Origin of the sequence: Labrys methylaminiphilus subsp. lupini (assembly GCF_051161885.1) — a bacterium.
In the GTDB taxonomy this organism is placed as follows: domain Bacteria; phylum Pseudomonadota; class Alphaproteobacteria; order Rhizobiales; family Labraceae; genus Labrys.
The window spans coordinates 171,745-194,164 of record NZ_JBMDIH010000001.1 but is presented as its reverse complement, the minus strand read 5'-3'; the positions used below and the strand labels follow the sequence as shown (position 1 = coordinate 194,164).

Below are 22,420 nucleotides of genomic sequence, written 5' to 3'. Positions count from 1 at the left end.
AGCCGTGCCCGATTTGCAACACTTTTGGGCGGGCAGAAGGCGTCTGATACCAAGTCTCGAAAACGCGGACCTGTCGAAGTATGTGCTCTTGAAAGTGCTTCGACTGATGGGTGGGAAGGGCAGGCGAGGACGCCTGCGATCCCGGGAAAAGTCAGCATCTTCGCGACTTGGTGTGAGGACGAGACGCCTCTAGTCTCTCTCTGCGGCGGAACGACCTCCGATCTCCTGGCGCAGCCATTTGAGCAGGGTCGATATGGTGCGATGGCGCCAGCGCGTTTCGGGGGCGATCAGCCAATAGCCACCGAGCGAGACGTCGGTCTGCAGAAGTTCGACCAGCCGCCCCGCCGCGATGTCCCCGTCTGCCTGCAGGCTGGTCGACAGCGCCACGCCCTGGCCCGCCAAGGCCGCATCATGGGTGGATGAGGCCGACCACAGCCACGGCCCCTTGAGCGTGGCGGCTCGGTAGCCGGCGAGACGCAAGAAGCGGTGCCATTGGCTGGCATTGTCTTCATGAATGAGCTTCTGGCCGGCAAGGTCGGCCAGGCTGGCTATCGGCGCCTGCGTCGCCAGCCAGGCCGGGCTGGCGACGGGAAAGATGCGCACGCGCTGGAGAAGTGCAGCCATCACGGGCGATGCTGGAGCCTCCTCGGCGAAGATGATGGCGGCATCGGCTTCATGCCGCTCGAAATCGGGCTGGTCGGAGGTCGCACGCACCATGATGATCGTGTCCCGCAGCACCGACTGCAGGGCATCGAGCCGCGGTGTGAGCCAGCGTGCTGCCAAGCCCGGGGCGCACCACAGCCGCAGCTGGCCGCGCAGGCGCTGGGCCGGCCGCAGTTCCACGGTGACTTCGGCGAGCTGGCCGAAAGCCGCGGTCGTCACCTCGAACAGGCGGGCGCCGGCCTTGGTCAGCCTGACGCCGCGCGCCCCGGAGGTGACGAGGTGAAGATCGAACCAGGCCTCCAGGTGGCGCACATGCCGGGACACCACGGTGTGGCTGACGCCGAGCGCCTCGCCGGCCTTGCGCATGGAAGAAAAGCGCCCGACCGCCTCGAAGGCCCGGAGCATCGACAAAGGCGGCAGCCGGCCGCCGAAGGCCGCCTCGGCGCCATCGCCGGCATTCATCTCCTCGCCGCCGCCCGGTGCGTCTTCGCTCGAAGACTGATTGCCTGGACCCACCACCACGCCGCGCCCTTTCCATGCCCGATCCCGACCCGCAGCCCTGCCTGCTGCAATGCGCCGGGTGACTGGTGTCTCAAGGCTTCAGTGGTTACAAATCCGCACCGCCGCGGCAGGCATAAAGCACCTGCCGCCTTGCGGCAAGACGTGGCAGGATTCCAGCCAAGCGCCTGATCAGCCGCAATCCAAGAGCGTCGTCACGGAAGGGCTCCGAACCGATCGGACAACAGCCCGTCGATGATCCCGCACGGAGATTGACGAGCCGGTCGCACAGCGCCATAGCATGCGCCCACAGCGCATTGATCAAGCAATCGGAGTTCGATCCATGAATGCACCCGCCACCAAGGCGCATGGCGCCAACCGCACCCAGACGGAAGACCTTCTGGAAAGGCGCGCCAGCGTCTTCACGCGCGGCATGAGCGCGGGCCAGCCGGTCTTCGCCGCCAAGGCCAAAAACTCCGAGATCTGGGACGTGGAAGGCCGCCGCTTCATCGATTTCGGCGGCGGCATCGCCGTGCTCAACACCGGCCATCGTCACCCCACCGTGATGAAGCGGGTGCAGGAGCAGCTCGAGCGCTACACCCATACCTGCTTGATGGTGACGCCCTACGAGCCGGCCGTGCAGGTCGCCGAGAAGCTCATCGAGATCGCGCCGATCTCTGGCCCCAAGAAGGTGATGCTGGTCACCACCGGCGCCGAGGCCGTCGAAAACGCCATCAAGATCGCCAGAGCCCATACCGGCCGCTCCGACGTCGTGGTGTTCAACGGCGCCTTCCACGGTCGCACCCTGCTGGCGATGGCGATGACCGGCAAGGTCGTGCCCTACAAGACCAAGTTCGGCCCCTTCCCGGGCGGTGTGTGGCGCGTGCCCTATCCGATCGAGCACAAGGGCATTTCGGTCGACGACACCTTCGAGGCGCTGAAGTGGCTGTTCAAGACGGATGTCGATCCCAAGAACGTCGCCGCCATGGTGATCGAGCCGGTGCAGGGTGAAGGCGGCTTCTACATCGCCTCGCCGGAATTCCTCAAGCGCCTGCGCGCGCTGTGCGACGAGCACGGCATCCTCCTGGTCGCCGACGAGATCCAGACAGGCTTCGGCCGTACCGGCAAGTGGTTCGCCATGGAGCATTCCGGCGTCGAGCCCGACCTGATCACCACCGCCAAGAGCCTGGCCGGCGGCTTCCCGCTCGCCGGCATCGTCGGCAAGGCCGATATCATGGATGCACCGGAGCCCGGCGGCCTCGGCGGCACCTATGCCGGCAATCCGGTGGCCTGCGCCGCCGCGCTCGGCGTGTTCGAAGCCTTCGAGGCCGAGGACTTGCTCGACAAGTCGACCAAGCAGGGCGAGCTCATCCTCAAGCGCCTCAAGGCCATCAAGCGCAAGAAGACCGGCCGCCCGATCGGCGACATCCGTGGCCTCGGCGGCATGACGGCGTTCGAACTCGTCACCAGCCATGGCGGCAACGAGCCCGATCCTGCCGCGGCCAAGGCCCTGGCGGCCGAGTGCCTCGAGCGCGGCCTGATGATCCTCACCTGCGGCGTCTATGGTGAAACGGTGCGCCTGCTCGCCCCGCTCACCATCCAGCCCAAGGTGCTCAAGGAAGGCCTCGACATCCTCGAAGCCGCTCTGCTCGGCACCAAGTAAGCCTGTCGCGATGGGCCGTTTGCGGGTCCTCGCCGTCACCATCCTGCTGGCGCTCCTCGGCGCCGGCGGGCCTGCTCTTGCCGAGGTCCGCTTCGGCAAGAACGTCTTCATCGGCGGCCACGACTTCTCCCACCGCCGCTACAAGTCCGTGCATATCGAGACGACCACGCGGCGCCCGCCCTGGTATGGCTGCCGCTGGTATCGGGCGGGATCGCGCTATCAGGGCCGTCTGATCCGCACGCGCACGCAGATCTGCAATCTCAGGCAGATCCCTCTTTCGCAAAGGCGACGATAAATCCCTGGGATCGCAGACATCTTGCCGATAGGCGCTAACTCAGGGCGAGAAGCGCAACGCCAGCCACCCCTTCGCCCCGTTTACGGGGAGAAGGTAAGGATGAGGGGCGGCGCAAACCTTGAAAAACTGCGCATTGCTGAGCCCCTCACCTCTATCCTCTCCCCGTAAGAACGGGGCGAGGGGGCTCGCACGCTTAGCCTAATCTTCAACCCGATCATCTCGCCCGCCCCTTAAAATCCCTACACCGTCTCCCAAGCCCCGCTCTTTTCCGAGCGGAACAGCGCATCGATGATCTTCATGTTCTGCACGGCGTCGGCCGGGCCATAGGGCAGCGTGATCTCGCCGCGGATGGCGGCGGAGAAGGCATCGACCTCCTCGGCATATTGATCGACCGGGGCGATGGTCTCGGCCACCGCCGAGGCGTCGCCGAGCCTGGAGCCGTCATCGGTATAGACGGTCACGGCCTCGGCCTGGGGTGCGTTGAAGGGGATGGTGATCTCGAAACGCTTCTTGGTACCGACGATGTCGACCCGCTGCAGCGGAGTGAGCTGGGTCGACACTGTGAACTCCGTGCGGCGCCCCTCGCCGAAATCGAGAATGGCCGAGGCGAGGCGGTCGACGCCCGTCGCCGGATCGCGATCGATGAGGGCGATTACCCGCCGCGGCTCCGCATCGAAGATGAAACGGCCGGCGACGATCGGATAGCAGCCGATATCCAGGATGCCACCACCGCCGATGTCGAGCTGGTTGCGCACATTGGCCGGATCGACATTGTAGTAGGAGAAGAAGGCCTGAATGGCCCTGACCTCACCCAATTCGCCCAAGCGCGCGGCCTCCCTGGCCCGCAGCCATTGCGGATGGAAGCGCACCATGAAGGCTTCCATCACCAGCCGGTCGCGCGGCAGCACCAGGAGCTGTGCCGCGTCCTGGGCCGTCAGCCCGATCGGCTTCTCGCACAGCACATGCTTGCCCGCCGCCACGGCCTGCAGGGTGAGCGGCACGTGGAGATGGTTGGGCAGGGGATTGTAGATGGCATCGATATCCGGATCGGCGAGCAAGGCTTCATAGGAACCATAGGCCTTGGGGATGCCGAGTTCCTTGGCAACGGCCTCGGCACGGGCAAGGTCGCGCGAGGCGATGGCGACAGCTTCCGCGCCCTTCGCCCGCTGGATGCCGGGAATGACCTTGCCCGTGCCGATCTTTGCCGTGGATAGGATACCCCAACGCGTCTTGGCCATGCCGGCTCGCTCCCTGGAAATTAGTCCGACTTATCGATGGGCGGCATTCTTGGCATGGCCGGAGACGAGAGGGAAGACCTGTCGTGGCTGTGGATGACCAAACGCATTTGCGCTGCCGCATCAGGCCCCGGCTATGGACTCGACCTTCCTATTGGCGGCAGATAGACAGATCCCACCATTCGCCAACAGAAACAGTTTCAGCCCATGAGCAACAACAGAACACGCCGCCCGGGCGATCCTTGGAAGAATGCCGAGGCGGTCTTCAAGCCCGCAGCGCCCAAGGCTCCGGCGGCTGCCGCGCCGCGGCCGGCGCTGCCCAATGCCAAGGAATTGGTTTCGCTGCGGATTGACCGCGACGTGCTGGAGCACTTCCAGGGCGATGGGCCCGGGTGGCAAGACCGCATCAATGCGATCCTGCGGGAGGCTTCCGGCGTCGATCACTAGAGCAAAACGCTTTAGCCCGGTCTTCGGCCGGACAAGCTGAATGCGGAAAACGAAGGCTGAAAACTCGATCTCAGCCCGTCACCAGAAACTCGGGATCGGCCGGAATCTGCATGGCCGTGACCAGATGATTGGTCTTGCCGGCCAGGCCGATGATGGCGAGCAGCTCGCCATATTGTGCGTCGTTCATCCCCTTGGCCCGCGCGGCAGCCGTATGGGAATGCACGCAATATTGGCAGGCATTGGCCGAGGAGACCGCGATATAGATCAATTCGCGCACCAGCGGATCGAGGGCACCCTCGCCCACCATCACCGCCTTGACCTCCTCCCAGGTGCGTTTCAGCAGCACCGGATCATTGGCGAGACCACGCCAGAAATTATTGACGAAATCGGATTTGCGCGTCGCCCTGATATCGTCGAACACCGCCTTCGCGGCCGGGTTGGCCGCGACCTCGTCGTCGCTGAGAAGTTTTACGGTGGCCATTATGTGCTCCTGTGTGAGGTGGACGTCGATCAGGGGGCGCACATCTTTACCCTCCCCATCGAGGGAAGGGTAAAGAGAGAGCCTGTTCTCCTCCTACGCCAGCCTCTCCCCGCTCTCGCCATCGAAGAGATGCAGGGCCCTGTCGTCAAATCCGATGCCGACCTTTTCCCCGATCTCGCGCTGAAAATCCTTGTCGACCTTCACCGTCACGTTGGCCCCCCCGCAGCGACAGGTGACCAGCGAGTGATCGCCGATCAGCTCGATGGCGAAGACCTCGCCGGCAAACTTGCCGAGATCAGGCTCGGTCACCCGGCAATCCTCGGGCCGGATGCCGGCGACCGCGCGCGGCGCCGAGGTGGTGTTGGTGGTGCTGAAAGCGCCGGCCTCGGAGGAAAAACGCCCCTCCTTCAGTTCCCCCTCCAGGAAGTTCATCGGCGGCGAGCCGATGAAGCCGGCGACGAAGAGATTGGCGGGCCGGTTGTAGATGGTGGCCGGCGTATCCAGTTGCTGCAGCACGCCCTTGTCGAGCAGGGCCACGCGATGGGCAAGCGTCATCGCCTCCACCTGGTCATGGGTGACGTAGATCGTGGTGATGCCGAGCTCATGCTGCATGTGCTTGAGCTCGGCGCGCATGTGGCCGCGCAGCTTGGCATCGAGATTGGACAGGGGCTCGTCCATCAGGAAGGCGGCGGGGCGGCGGATGATGGCTCTTGCGAGCGCCACACGTTGGCGCTGGCCGCCGGAAAGCTGGCGGGGCAGGCGATCGAGTAGATGATCGAGCTGCACCTGACGGGCCACGTCCTTCACCGCCGCCTCGATCTCGGCCTTGGGGCGTTTGCGCACCGTCAGAGGGTAGGCGATGTTGGCGAACACCGTCTTGTGCGGATAGAGCGCATAGGACTGGAACACCATGGCGATGTCGCGATATTTCGGCAGGACATGGGTGACGTCGCGCTCGCCGATCCGTACCGAGCCCGATGTCACCGTCTCCAGCCCGGCGATCATGCGCAGGGCCGTGGTCTTGCCGGAGCCGGAGGCGCCCAGCAGCACCAGGAACTCGCCGTCCTTGACCTCGAGATCGAGCCCCTTGACGACATCGACCGCGCCGAAGGATTTGTGGACGTTGTTGAGCGTGACTTGCATCTTCAACCCTTGACGGCGCCGACCATCAGGCCTCGCGCGATATGCTTTTGCAGGAATGCGGCAATGGCGATGACGGGCACGATCATGATGACGATCAGCACCGACATGTACCACCATTGCGGGCCGCGGGTGGTGTTCTGCGCCGACACCAGCACGGGCATGGTCTGCGCATTGGCATTGGAGAGGAACAGGGCCAAGAGATATTCGTTCCAGGCCAGGATCAGCACCAGCATGAAGGTGGCGGCCAGGCCCGAACGCACCAGCGGCAGGGCGATGGTGAAGAACACGCGCAGCTTGGAGGCGCCGTCGATCTCGGCGCTCTCCTCGAGGTCGAGCGGAATGCCGGCGAAGAAATCGCGGGTCAACCACACCACGATGGGCAGGTTGATGGCGGTGTAGGTCGAGATCAGCGCGATCTGGGTATCGAGCAGCTTCAGGTTCTGGAACATCACATAGATTGGCAGCACGGCCACGATCGGCGGCATGATGCGGTTGGAAATCATCCAGAATTCGATGTCGTTGTTGCCGAGCGCCGCCTTGAAGCGCCGGCCGATGGTGCCGAGGATCACGAAGAACAGCACCAGGGCCGCCACCACCGCTGCCGGCCAGGGCACGGCAAACAGGGTCACGGCGACGACGACGCTGGCTGCCAGTACGATGAAGGCAAGGATTGCCGCAAGCTTGACCTGGAAACGGATGCGCACCAGGGCATAGGCGGCGAGCGAGCCGATGATCAGGGCCAGGATCGTGCTCACCAACGCCACGATGATCGAGTTCACATAGGGCCAGAGCGTGTTGTTCTGGAACAGCATGAAGTTCCAGGCATCCAGCGTCGGCTGGAAGTCGATGAAGGGCAGGTAATAGGGGCCGGCATCGACCTGGATCTGCACCTTCAGCGAGGTGACCAGCACCCAATAGAGCGGGAAGAGCACCACGAAGGTCCAGCCCAGCAGCGCGGCATAGGTCAAGGCCTTCGGGATCGGTGCCAGTTCCTCGAGGCTGCGGCGCTCGAACAAGCGGCGCAGCAGAGGGCGGTCGTCTGTGTCGGCACTCATCCCTGATACCTCCGGCTGGGGCGCACCACGAAGTTGAAGAAGGAGACGCAGGTGATCGTCGACACGAACAGCAAGAGGTAGCCGACCGCCGCCGAGCCGCCGAAATCCTGGGTGCGCCAGGCGATGAAGGAGTGCAGGGTCAGCGACTCGGTCGCCAGGCCCGGGCCGCCGGCCGTGAGCACGTTCGGCATGTCGATGATCTTGAAGGCCTCGATCAGGCGGATCAGCACCACCGTGGCCGCCACCGGCGCGATCGCCGGCCAGGTGATGTCCCTGAAGATCTGCCAGGGGCCGGCCCCGTCGAGATGAGCGGCCTCGAGCTGGTCGCGCGGCTGATTCTCGATCGCCGCCAGCAGCACGATGAACATGAAGGGCGTCCATTGCCAGGTATCGCCGACCAGTACCATCAGCCGCGCCGACCAGGCTTCCGTCGCCCAGGACCATTGGCTGACGCCGAAGAGCTGGCTGAGCGGAGCGAACGGTCCCTTCTGCATGTCGGCCAGCATGCGGAAGATGTAGGCGACGCCCACCGGCGTCACCATCACCGGAATGAAGAAGATCACCCGGAACCAACTACGGGCGCGGATCGGCTGGGCACAGAGCAAAGCGAGGCCGAGCCCGATCAGGAACTGCACGGAAACGCCCACCACGACATAGAGCAGCGTGTTGAGGAGCGTGCCGGGAATGCCGCCCGCCACCGTGGTCGCAAGCACGACGTAGAAGATTCCGGCGATCAGGCTGGAAGCGATCAGCCGCCCGAGGAAACCGAAGAGTGCGAATCCATTGGTCGCAAAGCGAAATAGCCAGAGCCCGAGCAAGGCGAGAAGGGCTGCGAACAACAGCCATTCCAGCCAGCCGAAGGCCTTGAGCGTGCCGAGGAAATGATATTGCTGGGCGCCGAGAAACAGGCGCAGATAATTGTAGAATCCGATGAAGGTGAGCGTGAAACTGCCGCCGGCGAGCTTGAAGCGCGAAAGCGACAGATAGGCCGAGGCGATCAGCGGGAAGATGGCGAAGGCCAGGAGGATGAGCACGGCAGGCAGCACCATGATGCGGCCGGAATGGCGATCGACCCATTGGGAAAGGCGCTCCCACCGGTCCGTTTCATCAGGGATGGAGAGGTTGACGGCCATGGCTATCCTGGCTTGGGTTCTAAGCGCTCAGATGATGTCGGGACGGCCGACTTCCTCGCTCCTCGGAAGGCTGGCGTGGGTACCGATCCCTAGCTCTCAAGATAAGGCGCAACAATCCTTCCCCGACTTCGGGGAAGGTGTCGATGCACAGCATCGACGAAAGGGGGGAGCGTGGCTCGAACTGAACCAGTAAAGCAGCAAGGTCACGCCATCCTACCCCACCCGAGCCGGCTATGCCGGCCCACCCTCCCCGAAGTCGGGGAGGGATTGTCGCGTCCCACATGGCTTGGTTAAAGCCTGCCACCAGAGGTTGCCCCCTATTTCGCGCCCAGCGTGTTCTTGTAGAACTTCAGCTGGTCTTCCGTACCGATCTGCTCGTTGAGATCCTTCCAGCCGTCGGCAACCGCCTTGATCGTGGCCTCCTCGTCGATCTCGCCGGCCAGGAAGCGCGCGATCGCCTCGTCCAGCACGACCTGCTGATATTTCTGGTTCTGCGGGATACGCAGGTCCAGGATCATGTTCGGGCTGTTGAGGCTGTCCTTGATGGCGCCGAGATAGAAAGAAGCTGCCTTCTCGCTCATGCCACCCTTCTTCCAGGAATCATTGTAGCTGAGCTGCGACAGGCGATAGGGATTGAAGCCGGTCTTGCCGATGGTGACGTCGACATTCGACTGGGCCGGCGCGGTCATATAGGAGAAGAAGGCGTAGGCCGCGTCCTTGACCTTATCCTGCGCCTTGGCATTGATGCCGCCGCTCCAGCCGCCGAAGGCAGCATAGGGCGCATGGTTCACGCCGTCGATGGCATTCGGGCAGGTCTCCTTGGAGCAAGCTTCCAGCTTGCCGCTCTCCCAGTTCAGCACCTGCTTGGAGCCGGGCATGAGGGTGGCGCCGGTCTTGTCGATCACCTTCGAGGTCGCGGGATCGATGGCGAGCACGCCGACGTCGCCCCAGTCGAGATTGAGGGCGCATTTGCCGGAGGTGAAGAGCGGGCGGGTATCCGACACGTCCATGTTCAGTTCGTCCGGCGGACCATACTTGCCGGATTCCTTGAGGAAGGTCAGCGCCTTGCGGAAGGCCTCGTTATCGACGAGAGGCGCCATGTCCTTGGTGTTGAAGAAGGTGCCCTGCGACGTCCCCCTCGACTGCGTCATCGACCCGACCACGTCGGTGACGAACCAGTAACTCTGGGCGTTGCGCTTCTTGGCGATGCAGGAGCCGTAGACCTTCTGGCCGTCGACCTCCATGCCGTTCAGCTTCTTGGCCGCTTCCAGATATTCGTCCCAGGTCGTCGGCGGCTTGAGGCCGGCCTTCTCGAAGATGTCGGTGCGATAATACAGCATATGAAAATCGCCATCGAGCGGGACCAGATAGGTCTTGCCGCCATAGCTCGACGAGAAGTCGCGGAAGAAAGGGGCGATGTCGTCCCAGGCGATCGCCTTGTCCTTGGCGACCCGGCCACCGATGTCCTCCAGATAACCGCCGGAGACATAGTCCACCATCCATTGAGGCGCGAACACCGCCGCATCGACGGAATTGGTGCCGCTGGCCCAGTCTGTCAGCACCTTCTGATAGAGATCGGAGAAAGGCACCGCGATCACGTTGATCTTGGCGCCGGTCAGTTTCTCGAATTCCGGGGCGCGCCGCTGCAGCGGCTCCTGGATGGCGCCCGTCTGCGTCATGATGTTGACGGTAACGCCATCGAATTCGCCCGCCTTGGCCGGCAGCGCCACCCCAGCGAGCGCGACTGCCATTAACGCAGCACCAATAACTCCGTTTCTCGAAGCCATTCGTCCCTCCCAAATGTCGTTTTTGTTTTTATGCCGATATCAGGCGCTGCATTCACGCCAACACATCCCTGCAGCAGGACATCGCGGTTCGATTATGGCACCGCCGCTGAGAAAACGTCAAATGTCTGATCAATGACGGGAAGATCGCTTTTATTCTAGAATCAGCTATAGGATCCGCGATGAGTTCTTGAACGCTATACCGTCGACGAAAGCATTGTTTACCTGCTTTTCAAGTTCCCCTTTTCGCCTCCTTGCCGCAAGGAACAGTACAGTCTATCGTTCAATATTCTCCCGCCAATTCCTCTACTGTATTCTCCCGATTTAGTCGCCAACAACCACAAAAGCCCAAAGACCAGCAACGACATGTCTCTCCGGTTCGCGATGAATGACTGGCCATGTGAGGAAGCGGCATCGTGTTTACGCCCGTGATGAAAGGCCATAAGGGGCTGGCTCGCGTCGGGGGATCGCAGTGGAGCGTACGCGAGGCCGATCCTCATTTCATCTTCAAGCTCGGCCCCTGGCCGGCCAGATATATCGCCATCGAGATCATCTCGAGCGGCCCCGAGTTCGAACCGCATCTGTATATCGATACCGGTTATGGTTTTCGGCCCGAGCAGGTGCTGCCGCTACCGCCGGAGCGCCATGGCGTCTATGCCTTCAGGACCGGGGGGATCAGGGGCTTCCGTCGTGTGCGCTTCGACCCCTGCGAGGAATATCCCGGAGCGGCTGCGGAGCCAGGCAGCTTCACCCTGAACATTCGTACCGCCCGCTCGCTGGCCTCCCTCCGCCGCCAGCTCGGCACTGCCGCCGACCGCCTGCATCTCATCGAACTCGACGAGTTGGCCAACGCGCCACCGCCGCCGCGCCAGCTCGCGCCGGAGGAGCACTTCCAGGCCGTCCTGCACCTGGCGGAAGCGGGCCTCGCCGACATGGAGCAGCCTGACGAAGGGCTGCCGGCACCACTGCTTTCCTTCGTGGTTCCACTGCACGATACGCCGCCCGCCTTTCTCGACACCCTCCTGAACTCACTGCGCAGCCAGCGCGCCCGCAACTGGGAACTGCTCCTGTGCGACGACGCGTCCAGCAGCAGGGCCACTCTTGCCTGGCTCGAACGCATGGCGGGGCAACCCCAGATCCACATCCTGCGCACGCCGCACAATCTGGGCATCGCCGGGGCGACCAATCTCGGGCTCGCGGCGGCGCGCGGGGACTGGGTCGGCCTCATCGACCATGACGACGCCCTCGCGCCGCTGGCCCTCGACTATCTCAACGATACCATCCGGCGCCATCCCGATGCGCAGTTCATCTACACTGATGAAACCATCACCGATGCCAGGCTGAAGCCGATGGGGTATTTCTTCAAGCCGGCCTATGACCCCGTGCTGCTGTCCGGGGTCAACTACATCAATCATCTCTCGCTCTATCGCCGCCAGCGCCTGCAGGCGCTGGGCGGCCTGAGTTCTGGCTTTGACGGGTCGCAGGACTATGAACTCCTGTTGCGCTATCTCTCGGAGCTCCCCCGGCAAGCCATCATCCATCTGCCTTACCCCGCCTATCTGTGGCGACGGCATCGGGCCTCCTATTCCGCCACCTTCACGGCCACGGCTGTCAGCCATGCCCGCCGGGCCCTGGCCGCGCATTACACCAGCAACGGTGTCGCCGCCCCCGTCGGCCCGGCACTGGTGCCCGATCTCCACCGTGTCGAGCTTTCACCCGATCGCCGTGTTTGGCCCTTCATAAGCATCGTCATTCCCAATCGCGACAGCCCCGCCCTCCTCGCTCGCCTGCTGGCCGATCTCTATGAGCGTACCGATTACGCCGACTTCGAGATCATCATCGTCGACAATGGCAGCACGAACGCGCAGACGCTGTCGCTCTACGAGACCATGCGCCGACAGCATGGGAACTTCCGGACATTGATATCGGCCGAACCCTTCAATTTCTCGCGCCAGGTCAACCGCGGCATGCGGGATGCGAGGGGCCAGGCGATCCTTCTTCTCAACAACGATATCGCAATCATCACCGCCGACTGGCTCAAGGAAATGGTGAGCTGCCTCGACTATCCTGAAACCGGCATTGTCGGGGCCCGCCTGCTCTATCCCACGGGCAGGCTGCAGCATGCTGGGGTTATCGTCGGGCTGGGTGGGCTGGCCGGCCATTGGTACGCCAATGCAGCGCAGGACACGTCGGGGCCGATGAACCGCCTCAAGGTGCGCCAGACCCTGAGTGCCGTCACCGGCGCGTGCATGTTGATCTCGCGCCAATGCTACGTCCGGGTCGGCGAGTTCGACGAGACGGCTTTCGCCATCGCCTATAACGACGTCGACTACTGCCTGCGCGCAGCGGCCGCCGGCCTCCGCACCGTATGGACGCCCTTCGCCACTCTCACCCATCACGAATCCGCCTCACGGGGCAGCGACGAGACAAAGGCGAACAGGGAACGCTTTCAGCGCGAAAAGGAGGCCCTGCGCCAAAAATACCGCACGCACGTTTTCCAGGACCCGGCCTACAGCCCTTGGTATTCCAGACATTCGTCCGCCCCTCGCGACATTCTGCCGCCGAACCTGCCGCCGCCGCGCTCCTGGGCGGCAACAACGACCGTTCCCGACGAATCCGATGCTTTCCTCGTGTTCAAGGCCGACCAAGCATGACCATCATCATCGGGTGTCATTTCCGCAAGGCGCGGCCACCGGCATGAAGCTCACGCCGCTCGTCGATGTCGTCCTGCAGGACGGCCGGACCATCTCGCAGAGCCGCCTGCCCTGGTTGCGGATCGAAGCCCCGGTACGGCAATGGGCCGGGCGTTGGATCCGCCTCGTCTTCGAGGCCAGTCTGCTGGATCCGTTGACCCGCCCGATCCTGCGCATCATCCGTCCGGGCGGCGAGGAGGAGGTGATGCTGCCTGCGCCATCCTTTGGCCGCGGGATTTGGATCGGCTTCCTGCCCCCGGACGCAACCGAGCTGCATCTGTCACCGGCCGACTGGGCCGGTCCGTTCGCCTTCCGGGTGGTGAGCCTGGGCCGCATCGGCCCCCTCCCACGGCTGGCCAGGGGCGCGAGGCGCCATCCCAAGGCGGTCCTGAGCGCATTGTGGGCGAGCATGCGCGGCAATCGGCGCGTAGAGGTGGCCCGGCTCAGGCGCGCCCTCGGCGCGACGCCCCTCGCGATGTATGAAGCCTGGCGCATCGAGCGCAGCCGCGCCATCGAGTGGACGGGCCTCGACATGCCATCACCGGCGGCAGCCAGCGCACGCTTCCGTCTCGTCATCATCGGAGATCCATCGAAGCACGAACCGGCCTGGCATGACTTCGCCGCTAACCAGCCTCTCAAGGGCATCGCCCTGTCATGGGCTTCGCCGCAAACGCCGCTGGTCCCCCTCCTGGACGAGAGCGGGGACGACGACCTGGTGATTGTCCTGCACGCCGATGATCGGCTGAGCGATTTCGCCCTGGCGGCGATCGCCCAGCGATCCGTCGAGGACCCCGCGGCCCTCTATTATGGCGACGAGGAATGCGATGGGGCGCCCCGCTTCAAGCCGGACTGGAGCCCTGTCCTGGCCCGCCATGCCGCGTTGGTCGGGCGAGCCTGGTTTGCGCGTGCGGGTTGGCTACGCCAAGCCATGCCGTCCGGTGCGACGGCGGAAGACCTGCTGTTTCGCCCGCCCGTCGACGCCCTCGCCCGGGCCGTGCACGTCCGCCGCATTCTGCTCGCCACCTCGCATGCCAGCCCAGCGGCTCCTCTTTCCCCGCTCAGCCCTGCCGCCATCACTGCCGGCGGACAGCCGCCAATGTCGACGATCGTCATTCCGACCCGGGACCGCGTCGACCTGTTGTCGGCCTGCATTCGCAGCCTGCTCGACCACAGCACCCAGGACCATTTCGAGGTCGTCATCATCGACAATGGCAGCACGGAGCCGGGCACCCTGGCCTATCTGGACAGCGTGGCGAAGGACCCTCGCTTTTCCATCCTGCGCAGCCCCGGCTCCTTCAACTTCGCGGCAATCTGCAACGAGGCCGCCGAGCGAGCCCGCGGCGATATGCTGGTCTTCCTGAACAACGACACCGAGATCCTGTCCGACGATTGGCTGTCCCGGCTGACGGGCTGGGCTCGGCAACCGGACATCGGAGCCGTCGGCGCAAAACTTCTCTACAAGGACGATACGCTGCAGCATGGCGGCGTCGTCCTCGGCATGGGCGGGCGGGCCGCCCATTTCGAACGACACCTTCCGCGCACCGATACTGGCTTTTTCGGGCGCCTTTCCATACCGCATGAATTGTCGGCCGTCACGGCCGCCTGCCTGGCGGTTTCGCGCGAGAAGTTCCGGGGTATCGGCGGCTTCGACCAGAACAATCTCCCGATCGACCTGAACGATATCGATCTATGCCTGCGGCTCAACGAGCGCGGCTGGCGAACCTTGCTGGATCCGTGCGTGGTGTTGCACCATCACGAGTCCGCCTCGCGTAGCAACAAGATGCCGTCCGAGATGCTGTACAGAAAAGAAATAGGGTATTTTCGCTCGAAATGGCTTCACCTGCTCAGGAACGACCCCTACTTCCATCCTGCACTCTCACTGGAGTGGTATAGGGCAGCGCTTGGTTGAGTGCGGGATTTTGAGAATTCGTCCCGGGATAGATCATTTGGACATAAATTTAGGGCTACATATTGCGGCGCAGCGATTTTAAGGTCTCATCCATGCCAAATTGCGCTATGAAGAGATGGAGGCTGGGCCATCATAGTGGGGCATCTAGAAACACCGCCGAGTGGAAAAGTAAATGTTATCGAAATGGCTTGGCAAGCAGAGGCGCCGATCGGTTGCCGCATTCCAATCCGCACAGAAACCGACAAAGATATTTGACCGCTATGTAATTTCGATGCCCAGCCATCAGAACGCCGTTGATGTCATTCAAGGTTGGAGCAGTGCTTTTCCGCCGGAACTGGGTATTACGGCCGGACCGCTGGCCACCTATACGGATTCCCGGATCGCCTGGATGATGAACCAGCATGGTCCGCTCGAAGGCAAGGTCGTTCTGGAGCTCGGGCCGCTGGAGGGCGGCCATACGGTCATGCTCGAACGCGCCGGCGCCATCGTCGATGCCATCGAGGCCAATCAGTCGGCTTTTCTGCGCTGCCTGATTACCAAGGAGATCTTTGGTCTGTCACGCTCTCGCATCTGGCTCGGCGATTTTGTCAAATGGCTCGAGGGCACCGAGAAGACCTACGATCTCATCGTGGCTTCCGGCGTGCTCTACCATGCCAATGATCCTCTGCATTTGATCGAACTGATCGCCAAGCGAACCGACGCCACCTATTTCTGGACCCATTTCGTGGACGACGAGCTCATGCCGCCATCCGACCCGCGACGGGCCGTCTTCGCCAGCAAGCCACAAATCCAGGATTTTCATGGCATCGCCGTGCGAACCTATCTGCGCACCTATCGCGGCGCCGCCAAGCATGCCGAGTTCTGCGGCGGTCCCATGGATCAGCACCGCTGGCTCAATCGCGACGACATGCTGGCGGCCCTCAGGGCGGTCGGCTTCACGCACATCACCTTGGAGGACGAGCAACCCGATCATCGTTACGGGCCGGCGATGTCGATCTATGCACGAAAATAGAACGGTCGCCCCCAAGATCCTCGAGCAAGCCGGCGCCGGCCGCGGCAGGCTCGATTGGACAGAAACAGCGATACGGATGAGCGCGATCTGGATATGAGAACGGATCTGAAGCAGCAAAAAGACGGCGAAGCCGAGGAGCTTCTGCCGCCCCCCGTCAAGGAGGACAAGCGCCGGCGCACCGGGCTTGCCTTGCGCCAGTTCGCCAATGCCACCAAGGTATTCCGCGGGCGGAGCACCGACGTCACGGTCGTCGATGAAGCTCCCTCTCCCGAAGTCATCCCTGACCTCGGTTCGCGGCGGTCGAGACCTTATCTGTGGAGCTTCCTCCTGCTGGTGCTCATTCCGAGCATCGCTGCCTTCGTCTATTTCTTCGCCATCGCATCGGACCAATTCCAGTCCGAAGCCCGTTTCACCGTGCGGGCCATGGAGCCGGAACTATCGGAGAAGGGCGGCGAGTCGGAAACTGCGGCCACTCCGACGAGCGGCTCAATGATACCGGTGTCCACCGCCCAGAACGCCCATATCGTTGCCAATTACATTCGCAGCCGCGCCATCATCGACGACATCGGCGCGCAATTGAATATCCGCGAGATCTTCCAGCGCCCCGAGGTGGATCGAATTGCCCGCTTGTCCGAGCATTCGACGATCGACGAACTCACCGACTATTGGCAGCGCAAGGTGGATGCCTATGTCGATCCGGTCTCCAGCATTGTCACTGTGGATGTCACCGCCTTTCGGGCCGAGGATGCCCTGCGGCTCAACCAGGCCGTACTCGCCGAAAGCGAGAAGCTGATCAATCGTCTGTCGGAGCGGGCGCGGCGGGATGCGACGCAGGCCGCCGAGATCGAAACGCGCCAGGTCTTCAAGCAGTTGCAGGACAGCCTCAAGGCGTTGCAGGACTTCCGCAACAAGGACGCCCTGATCGATCCGAGTCAATCCGGCACCCAGATCACCACTTTGCTGATGCCCTTGATGACGGAACGGCTGAAGCTGAAGAATGACGAGGCTGTGATGGCCGCCGAGCTTCAGTCCGACGCCCCCAGTCTGCGCGTCCTGCGCAATCGCATCGCCTCCCTGGACGAGCAGATCGCCACATTGCGTGGACAGTTGACGGGCAGCGACTCCCAGACCCTGGCAGCCTCACTTGCCAAGTACGAGGAACTCGACGTGGACCGCCTGCTCAACGAACGCAAATATGCCCGGGCTCAGGCAGCGCTGGATCGCGCCGAAATCAGGGCACGGCGGCAGGCCACCTATCTGAGCATGTTCGTGCCGCCGAGCCTGCCCGAATTCGCCAAATATCCCTACCGTCTCATCTACCCGCTGATGTGCTTTTTGTCCCTGCTGATCATCTGGTCGATCGGCGCCCTCACCTACGCTTCCGTGGAAGATCATCGGCTGTGAGAAACGCAGATCGACATCGGTCAATCGGAGCGATGGCCCGAACGCACCCAGCCCCGCGGCATGACCGGTATTCCAGTTCGGTGAGGCGGATGGGAGGTCGCGGCCGGTGAAACGGCTCAGGTCCCTGCTGAAATCGTTCCGGGAACGCCCCGTGATCGCGCGGGATTTCGACCCCGTTTTCTATGCCGCGCACCACCCCGATCTGCAGGATCTGCCCAGTGCCGAGCGCCTGTGGGCGCACTATGTCGAGCACGGCCGGCGAGAAGGGCGTCCGCGTAATCTCGACGAGGCGATCGCCGCTTGGGAAGAACGCTTCGGCTCACTGCCGCCCGCCTTCGACGTCACCGCCTATCGCCTCCTCAACGAGGATCTCGGCCGCGCTTACGTGCATGACCATCAATTCATCCGTCATTTTCTGGAACATGGCAGACAGGAAGGCCGGCCTTTCCTTGTAGACATGCCCATCGGCGGATCGAATGGTGTTCCCGCTGGCGCCTGGCCTGCTCTGTTCCGCACGGCCGAATTCACGGCCATGGCGCAGGATTGGCTGCCCTCGATCACCCTGTCGCGTACCGAAGCGTTGCGCGTCTTCGTGGAGCAGGGAATCGAGCGTCTCGCTCCGATCAGCTTCAAGCACGGTTTCGATCCGCAGTTTTATCGCCAGACCTATGATCTGACCGATCCGGCCGACACGGTCGACCTTTACCAGAACTGGCTCACCGAAGGTGTTTCGGCCGGTCGTGCCCCCAACGAAACCGCCTTCCTGCAGCCTTATCTCGGTGAGCGCTGCTATCCCACGGATTTTGCCTGGCAGGCCTATAGGACGGGACTGCCACCGGCCGAAAGGGCCGGGATCGCCAATCGCGCCGGGGCCCTAGCGCATTTGTTCGAGCGGGGCTTCGAGGCAAACGAGGAAGTCGCGGACAGCACCGATTTCGATCTCCTTGCGGCGATCGGCGACTTTCAACTGCGGCGAGGCCGCCTCGGGCTGGCAGCCCGAGCCTATGACCTAGCCGAGCGGCACGATCCGGCCAGATTTGATGCCTCCCTGCTCTATCGGCGCGGTAAAGCCCGTCAGGCTCGATCCGCCGGCGAAGCCCTGTCCGATTTTCGCATGGCAATCGCACGGGATAACCATCCCTGGGATGCCGTGGAAGCAGCGGTCTCGCTGCTGATCGGCGAGAAAGCCTTCGAGCAAGTCCTGCACGTCCTGCGCGAGCAGCGGGAACGCTGGAGCGAGCGTGCCGATTTCCTCGCCTGTGTCCATCGCACCCTGGAGGCCTGGTTCGATCATGCCAAGGCCAGCGCTCTCGAGCTCTACGGTCGCGGGGCGCGCGAGAAGGCCGATGGTGTGATCGAGACAGCGCTGAGTGGGATCCAGGAGGCACTCGTCGCGCTCGACCGCCTGCCGCCCGCGCTACCGCCCCAAGCCGAAGGCGCCGTCGTCATCCTGGCCAACCAGGAACTGCGCCAATGCCGGCATTACCGGGTGGAGCAGAAACTGCGCCAGTTCGAACAAGCCGGCTTGCAGGCCCAGGCCTTTGCCGAGACACAAGCCGAAGCTTTCATCGCCGCCCTTACGGGCGCCAAGGCAGCGCTCTTCTATCGGGTCACAGCCTCGCCCGCCGTGCTGCGTGCCATTCTCCATGCCCGTGCCCTCGGCTTGCCGACCTATTACGAGATCGACGATCTCGTGTTCGACAGCCGTTATTTCCCACAGGATCTGGCAACCTATGAGGGCCAGATCACGCCGCAGGAGCATCTCCATCTCCAGCTCGGCGTGCCGCTCCATCGCTTTGCCATGGCGCTATGCGACATGGCAATCGCCTCCACATCCGCTCTCGCCCAGCACATGCAGCCAGTGGTTCGCCTGGGCCGGTCCCTGGTGCTGCCCAACGGCCTCGACGCGCGCAACGACGCCTTCCTCGCGCACAGGCGCGAAGTGCAGCCCGCCGATACACCGGTGACCCTGTTCTACGGATCTGGCACCAGAGCGCACAATCTCGACTTCACCCGGGCGCTGGCCCCAGTCCTCCTCGACCTCCTGCACGAATATCCGCGGTTGCGCCTGGTGGTCGCCGGCCATCTGCGACTCGGGCCGGAATTCGCCGCCCATGCCTCCCGGATCACCCAGATCGGCTTCGTCGACGACATCAACGAATATTGGAGTGTGCTGCAGGCCTGCGACGTCAATCTCGCCGTGCTCTCGCCCGGGGAGATCGCCGATTGCAAAAGCGAGATCAAATGGCTGGAGGCGGCGGCCTGCGCCATTCCGTCCGTGGTCAGTGCCACAGCCACCTATCGCGAGATACTGTCGCATGGCGTCGACGGCTTTCTGGCCGGAAACGAACAGGAATGGCGAGACGGCCTGACGGCTCTGATCGGCGCCCCGAAGCTGCGCCTGGAGATGGGAAACCGCGCCCGCGAGAAAGCGCTGCAGCTCTATGCCATCGGCAGGGGCGCCGAAATTCTGGCGGCGACCTTCACGCCTTCGCAGTCGGAGTCCCTCGCCCAGCCATCCCCGCCACGGCTTAAACTACTGATATGCAACGCCTTCTTCGCACCGCAAAGTTATGGCGGCGCCACGCGGGTGGTAGAGGACAATGTCGATTATCTCATCGATCATTGCCCGGACATCGAGGTCAGCGTCTTCGCCAGCGACGAAGGGCGCCAGACCTATGAGGCCCTGAGCTGCGACAGTTACAGAGGCCGTCCGGTCTTTCGGGTTTCCGTCCCGCCGGACCGGCTCCGCGACTGGCGTCCCTTCAACCAGAGCCATGGCCAGGAATTCCGCCGAGTGCTCGATCTCGTCCGGCCGGACATCGTGCATTTTCACTGCATCCAACGCCTGGGCGCCTCCATCGTCGAAGCCACGGAACAAGCCGGGATTTCCTATCTCGTTACCCTGCATGATGGCTGGTGGATCAGCGACTCCCAGTTCTTCATCGATCGCGACGGCGTTCTGCAACTGCCCGATCAGGATCCGTTCAACATCTGCCCGGTCGAGGGCGTCCGTCTCTCCCAGTCGGTCGCGCGCCGCCAGGCTCTGGCCGCGCTGCTGGGCAAGGCTGCTGCCGTCCTCGCAGTGTCACAGTCCTTCGCCGCCCTCCATCGTCATGCCGGCATCGCCGCGGTGGGCGTGCTCGAAAATGGCGTCTCTCCCCTCCAGCTCCATGCGCGCCGCCCCAGAACGGACGGACGCCTCGCTCTCGGACATCTGGGCGGCCGCTCGATCCAGAAGGGCGCCATCCTGGTCGAGGCGGCCCTGCGCAAAGGCCGTTTCGAGCGGCTGGCTCTAACCATGATCGACCACACTCTCGCGCCGGATGAACGCCGGTCCACCTGCTGGGGCGCCACGCCGGTTCAGCTGCGCGGGCCTTGTCGCTCCGCCGAGGTCGCGACACTCTATGGGGAACTCGACGCGGTGCTGGCGCCTTCGATTTGGCCGGAGAGCTTCGGCTTGGTGGCCCGAGAGGCGCTTTCACTGGGCCTGCGTGTGGTGGCTTCCGACAGGGGAGCGATCGGCGAGTGCATCCGGGTGCCCGAGCAAGGCGCGATCATCGACGTCTCCAGCGATGCGGCGCTCAGCGATATTCTGGGTGCCATGAACGCAAATCCCGAGGCGTGGCGCGCCGGATCCTCCCCAGCGCAAGGCCCCCTGCGTCAGTCGGCTGACCAGGGCCGGGAATTGGCTGATCTCTATCGTACCATCGCGCAGCGCTGAGCGCAGCGGATCGGGCCCGCTCAGGCCAGACGGCGACGAATGACACCCACCAGGCCGATACAGGTGAACCAAGCCAGGATCGAGCCCAGCAAGACCAGGCCAATATTGAGCCAGCGACGCGGATAGCGGGGTTCCTCGGCCTCGGCCGGCATTTCGACGGGATGCAGATACAGCATCTTCCGTTCGCTGTAGATGCGCGCCATGTTCAGGCTGATCGAGGCCTGGGCATAGCGTCTTTCCGCGATCTTCTGCTCGAGCTCGAGATTGGCGAAGCGGCTGAGCTTCTGGGACAGGGCACCCTCGTCGCCCTGCTGCTGCATCGTGGTGATACGGCCCTGCATGCCCTTCACCTGCTCCTTGAGCGAGGCGATCCGCTGGGCGGCCAGGCGCATCTGGGGCGCGTCGGCTGCGATATAGGCCGAACGGGTCGCATATTCCGACTGCATCTTCAACAGTTGGCCCTCGATCTGGGTCAGAAGCGTGCCCAGATTCTTGCTCTCCTCCTTGATGTCGAAGACCCCTTCAGCGTTACGGGCCTTCTCATAGGCGACCCTCGTACTCTTGAGAGCCTCCCCAGCCAGCATCAAATCCCGCTCCGACGCCGCGACGGTGTCCTTGAACATGCGCTCATTGAGCTGGTTGATCATCGCCTCGCATTGCTCGATCACCGCGGTTGCAATCGTCTTCGCATCCGCTGCACTGAATGCCCTTACCCGCAACGTGACGATGCCGGATGGCATAGAGACTGCAGCGGAGGAATGTCGTGTCCAGTAAGCGGTAAATTTCTCGATCGGCAACGCAGCATTGAAGCGGGAGAAATGATCGATCTTGTCCGAGCTGTAATATTTGCGCAGATCCAGGGATTCCTGCAGCTTTGATACTAAAGTCTGACTCTCGGCATAGGATACGACGATCATCGTATCCTGCACGATCGCTATTGGCGGCAGGCCCGTGGCCGAGCCGAGATCGTCCATCTTGGGCAAAGCGCCGCTGGAGACCGTGAATTTGGCGATCGATTCATACTGGTCGGAAGCGATGAAACCGAAATAGCCTATCGAAGCGATATTCGGCAGAACCACGACAAGAACCAGCAGAACGAGGCGGATGACGCGTTCGCGCGCACGCCGGCGCTGGCCCTGCGCCCCGTAGAAGGCCTGCTTGGACCGGCTGGAGAAGCGGGCGCGACGCGAAGCATCTGACAGCGCCCTGGAGACGGACCGCGTGCGTTCGATCGATCTGCTTTGCCGATCATCGATTTCAGTCTGGATATCGTTCATCGAT

16 protein-coding genes are annotated in these 22,420 nt (G+C 63.2%); 8 read left to right on the top strand and 8 right to left on the bottom strand.

What is annotated here, in order from left to right; genetic code table 11:
• Positions 1–189: 189 nt before the first annotated feature.
• Positions 190–1,185, bottom strand: coding sequence for a LysR substrate-binding domain-containing protein (locus tag ACN6KF_RS00885; protein ID WP_434955015.1), 996 nt, complete (start codon positions 1,183–1,185; stop codon positions 190–192).
• A gap of 319 nt (positions 1,186–1,504) precedes the next feature.
• Between ACN6KF_RS00885 and gabT the strand changes: the two genes are divergently transcribed.
• Positions 1,505–2,824 carry a 4-aminobutyrate--2-oxoglutarate transaminase gene (gene gabT, locus ACN6KF_RS00880; protein WP_434955014.1) on the top strand — a complete coding sequence of 440 codons (1,320 nt, stop codon included), beginning with the start codon at positions 1,505–1,507 and terminating at the stop codon, positions 2,822–2,824.
• A 10-nt stretch (positions 2,825–2,834) separates the two neighbouring features.
• The gene (locus tag ACN6KF_RS00875; RefSeq protein ID WP_434955013.1) at positions 2,835–3,119 is read left to right on the top strand and encodes a hypothetical protein; all 285 of its coding nucleotides are present in this window, start codon (positions 2,835–2,837) and stop codon (positions 3,117–3,119) included.
• Positions 3,120–3,358: 239 nt separating this feature from the next.
• Here the strand turns inward: ACN6KF_RS00875 and ACN6KF_RS00870 are convergent, their stop codons facing one another.
• Entirely contained in the window at positions 3,359–4,357 is a 999-nt protein-coding gene (locus tag ACN6KF_RS00870; protein ID WP_434955012.1) for a Gfo/Idh/MocA family protein, read from the bottom strand.
• Between the two features lie 204 nt (positions 4,358–4,561).
• Here ACN6KF_RS00870 and ACN6KF_RS00865 point away from each other — a divergent pair, with 204 nt between their 5' ends.
• Positions 4,562–4,801, top strand: coding sequence for a BrnA antitoxin family protein (locus ACN6KF_RS00865; protein WP_068293266.1), 240 nt, complete (start codon positions 4,562–4,564; stop codon positions 4,799–4,801).
• Positions 4,802–4,871: 70 nt separating this feature from the next.
• Here ACN6KF_RS00865 and ACN6KF_RS00860 read toward each other — a convergent pair whose 3' ends face one another.
• From ACN6KF_RS00860 to ACN6KF_RS00840, 5 genes are all read right to left on the bottom strand, one after another.
• Positions 4,872–5,282 (bottom strand): carboxymuconolactone decarboxylase family protein, encoded by a 411-nt coding sequence (locus tag ACN6KF_RS00860; protein ID WP_434955011.1) that lies wholly within the window; start codon positions 5,280–5,282, stop codon positions 4,872–4,874.
• Between the two features lie 93 nt (positions 5,283–5,375).
• On the bottom strand, positions 5,376–6,425 hold the full coding sequence (locus ACN6KF_RS00855; protein WP_434955010.1) for an ABC transporter ATP-binding protein: 1,050 nt from the start codon (positions 6,423–6,425) through the stop codon (positions 5,376–5,378).
• Between the two features lie 2 nt (positions 6,426–6,427).
• Positions 6,428–7,480 carry a carbohydrate ABC transporter permease gene (locus tag ACN6KF_RS00850; RefSeq protein ID WP_434955009.1) on the bottom strand — a complete coding sequence of 351 codons (1,053 nt, stop codon included), beginning with the start codon at positions 7,478–7,480 and terminating at the stop codon, positions 6,428–6,430.
• The gene (locus ACN6KF_RS00845) at positions 7,477–8,613 is read right to left on the bottom strand and encodes a carbohydrate ABC transporter permease (RefSeq protein ID WP_434955008.1); all 1,137 of its coding nucleotides are present in this window, start codon (positions 8,611–8,613) and stop codon (positions 7,477–7,479) included. Before ACN6KF_RS00845 ends, ACN6KF_RS00850 begins: the two co-directional genes overlap by 4 nt.
• Before the next feature lie 317 nt (positions 8,614–8,930).
• The gene (locus tag ACN6KF_RS00840) at positions 8,931–10,364 is read right to left on the bottom strand and encodes an ABC transporter substrate-binding protein (RefSeq protein ID WP_434955007.1); all 1,434 of its coding nucleotides are present in this window, start codon (positions 10,362–10,364) and stop codon (positions 8,931–8,933) included.
• Positions 10,365–10,813: 449 nt separating this feature from the next.
• Between ACN6KF_RS00840 and ACN6KF_RS00835 the strand changes: the two genes are divergently transcribed.
• The 5 genes from ACN6KF_RS00835 to ACN6KF_RS00815 all read left to right on the top strand — a co-directional run bounded on the left by ACN6KF_RS00835 (position 10,814) and on the right by ACN6KF_RS00815 (position 21,139).
• Entirely contained in the window at positions 10,814–13,051 is a 2,238-nt protein-coding gene (locus tag ACN6KF_RS00835) for a glycosyltransferase family 2 protein (RefSeq protein ID WP_434955006.1), read from the top strand.
• 43 nt (positions 13,052–13,094) lie between these two features.
• Positions 13,095–14,999: a glycosyltransferase family 2 protein gene (locus ACN6KF_RS00830; protein WP_434955005.1), complete on the top strand. Its 1,905-nt coding sequence runs from the start codon at positions 13,095–13,097 to the stop codon at positions 14,997–14,999.
• Between the two features lie 271 nt (positions 15,000–15,270).
• Positions 15,271–16,011, top strand: a complete 741-nt coding sequence (locus ACN6KF_RS00825; protein ID WP_434955004.1) for a class I SAM-dependent methyltransferase — start codon at positions 15,271–15,273, stop codon at positions 16,009–16,011.
• Between the two features lie 93 nt (positions 16,012–16,104).
• Positions 16,105–17,415: a KpsE/RkpR family capsule polysaccharide export protein gene (locus ACN6KF_RS00820; RefSeq protein ID WP_434955003.1), complete on the top strand. Its 1,311-nt coding sequence runs from the start codon at positions 16,105–16,107 to the stop codon at positions 17,413–17,415.
• A 106-nt stretch (positions 17,416–17,521) separates the two neighbouring features.
• On the top strand, positions 17,522–21,139 hold the full coding sequence (locus tag ACN6KF_RS00815; RefSeq protein ID WP_434955002.1) for a glycosyltransferase: 3,618 nt from the start codon (positions 17,522–17,524) through the stop codon (positions 21,137–21,139).
• 20 nt (positions 21,140–21,159) lie between these two features.
• On the opposite strand, the gene ACN6KF_RS00810 is transcribed toward ACN6KF_RS00815, so the two are convergent.
• Positions 21,160–22,416, bottom strand: a complete 1,257-nt coding sequence (locus tag ACN6KF_RS00810) for a KpsE/RkpR family capsule polysaccharide export protein (protein ID WP_434955001.1) — start codon at positions 22,414–22,416, stop codon at positions 21,160–21,162.
• Positions 22,417–22,420 lie beyond the last annotated feature (4 nt).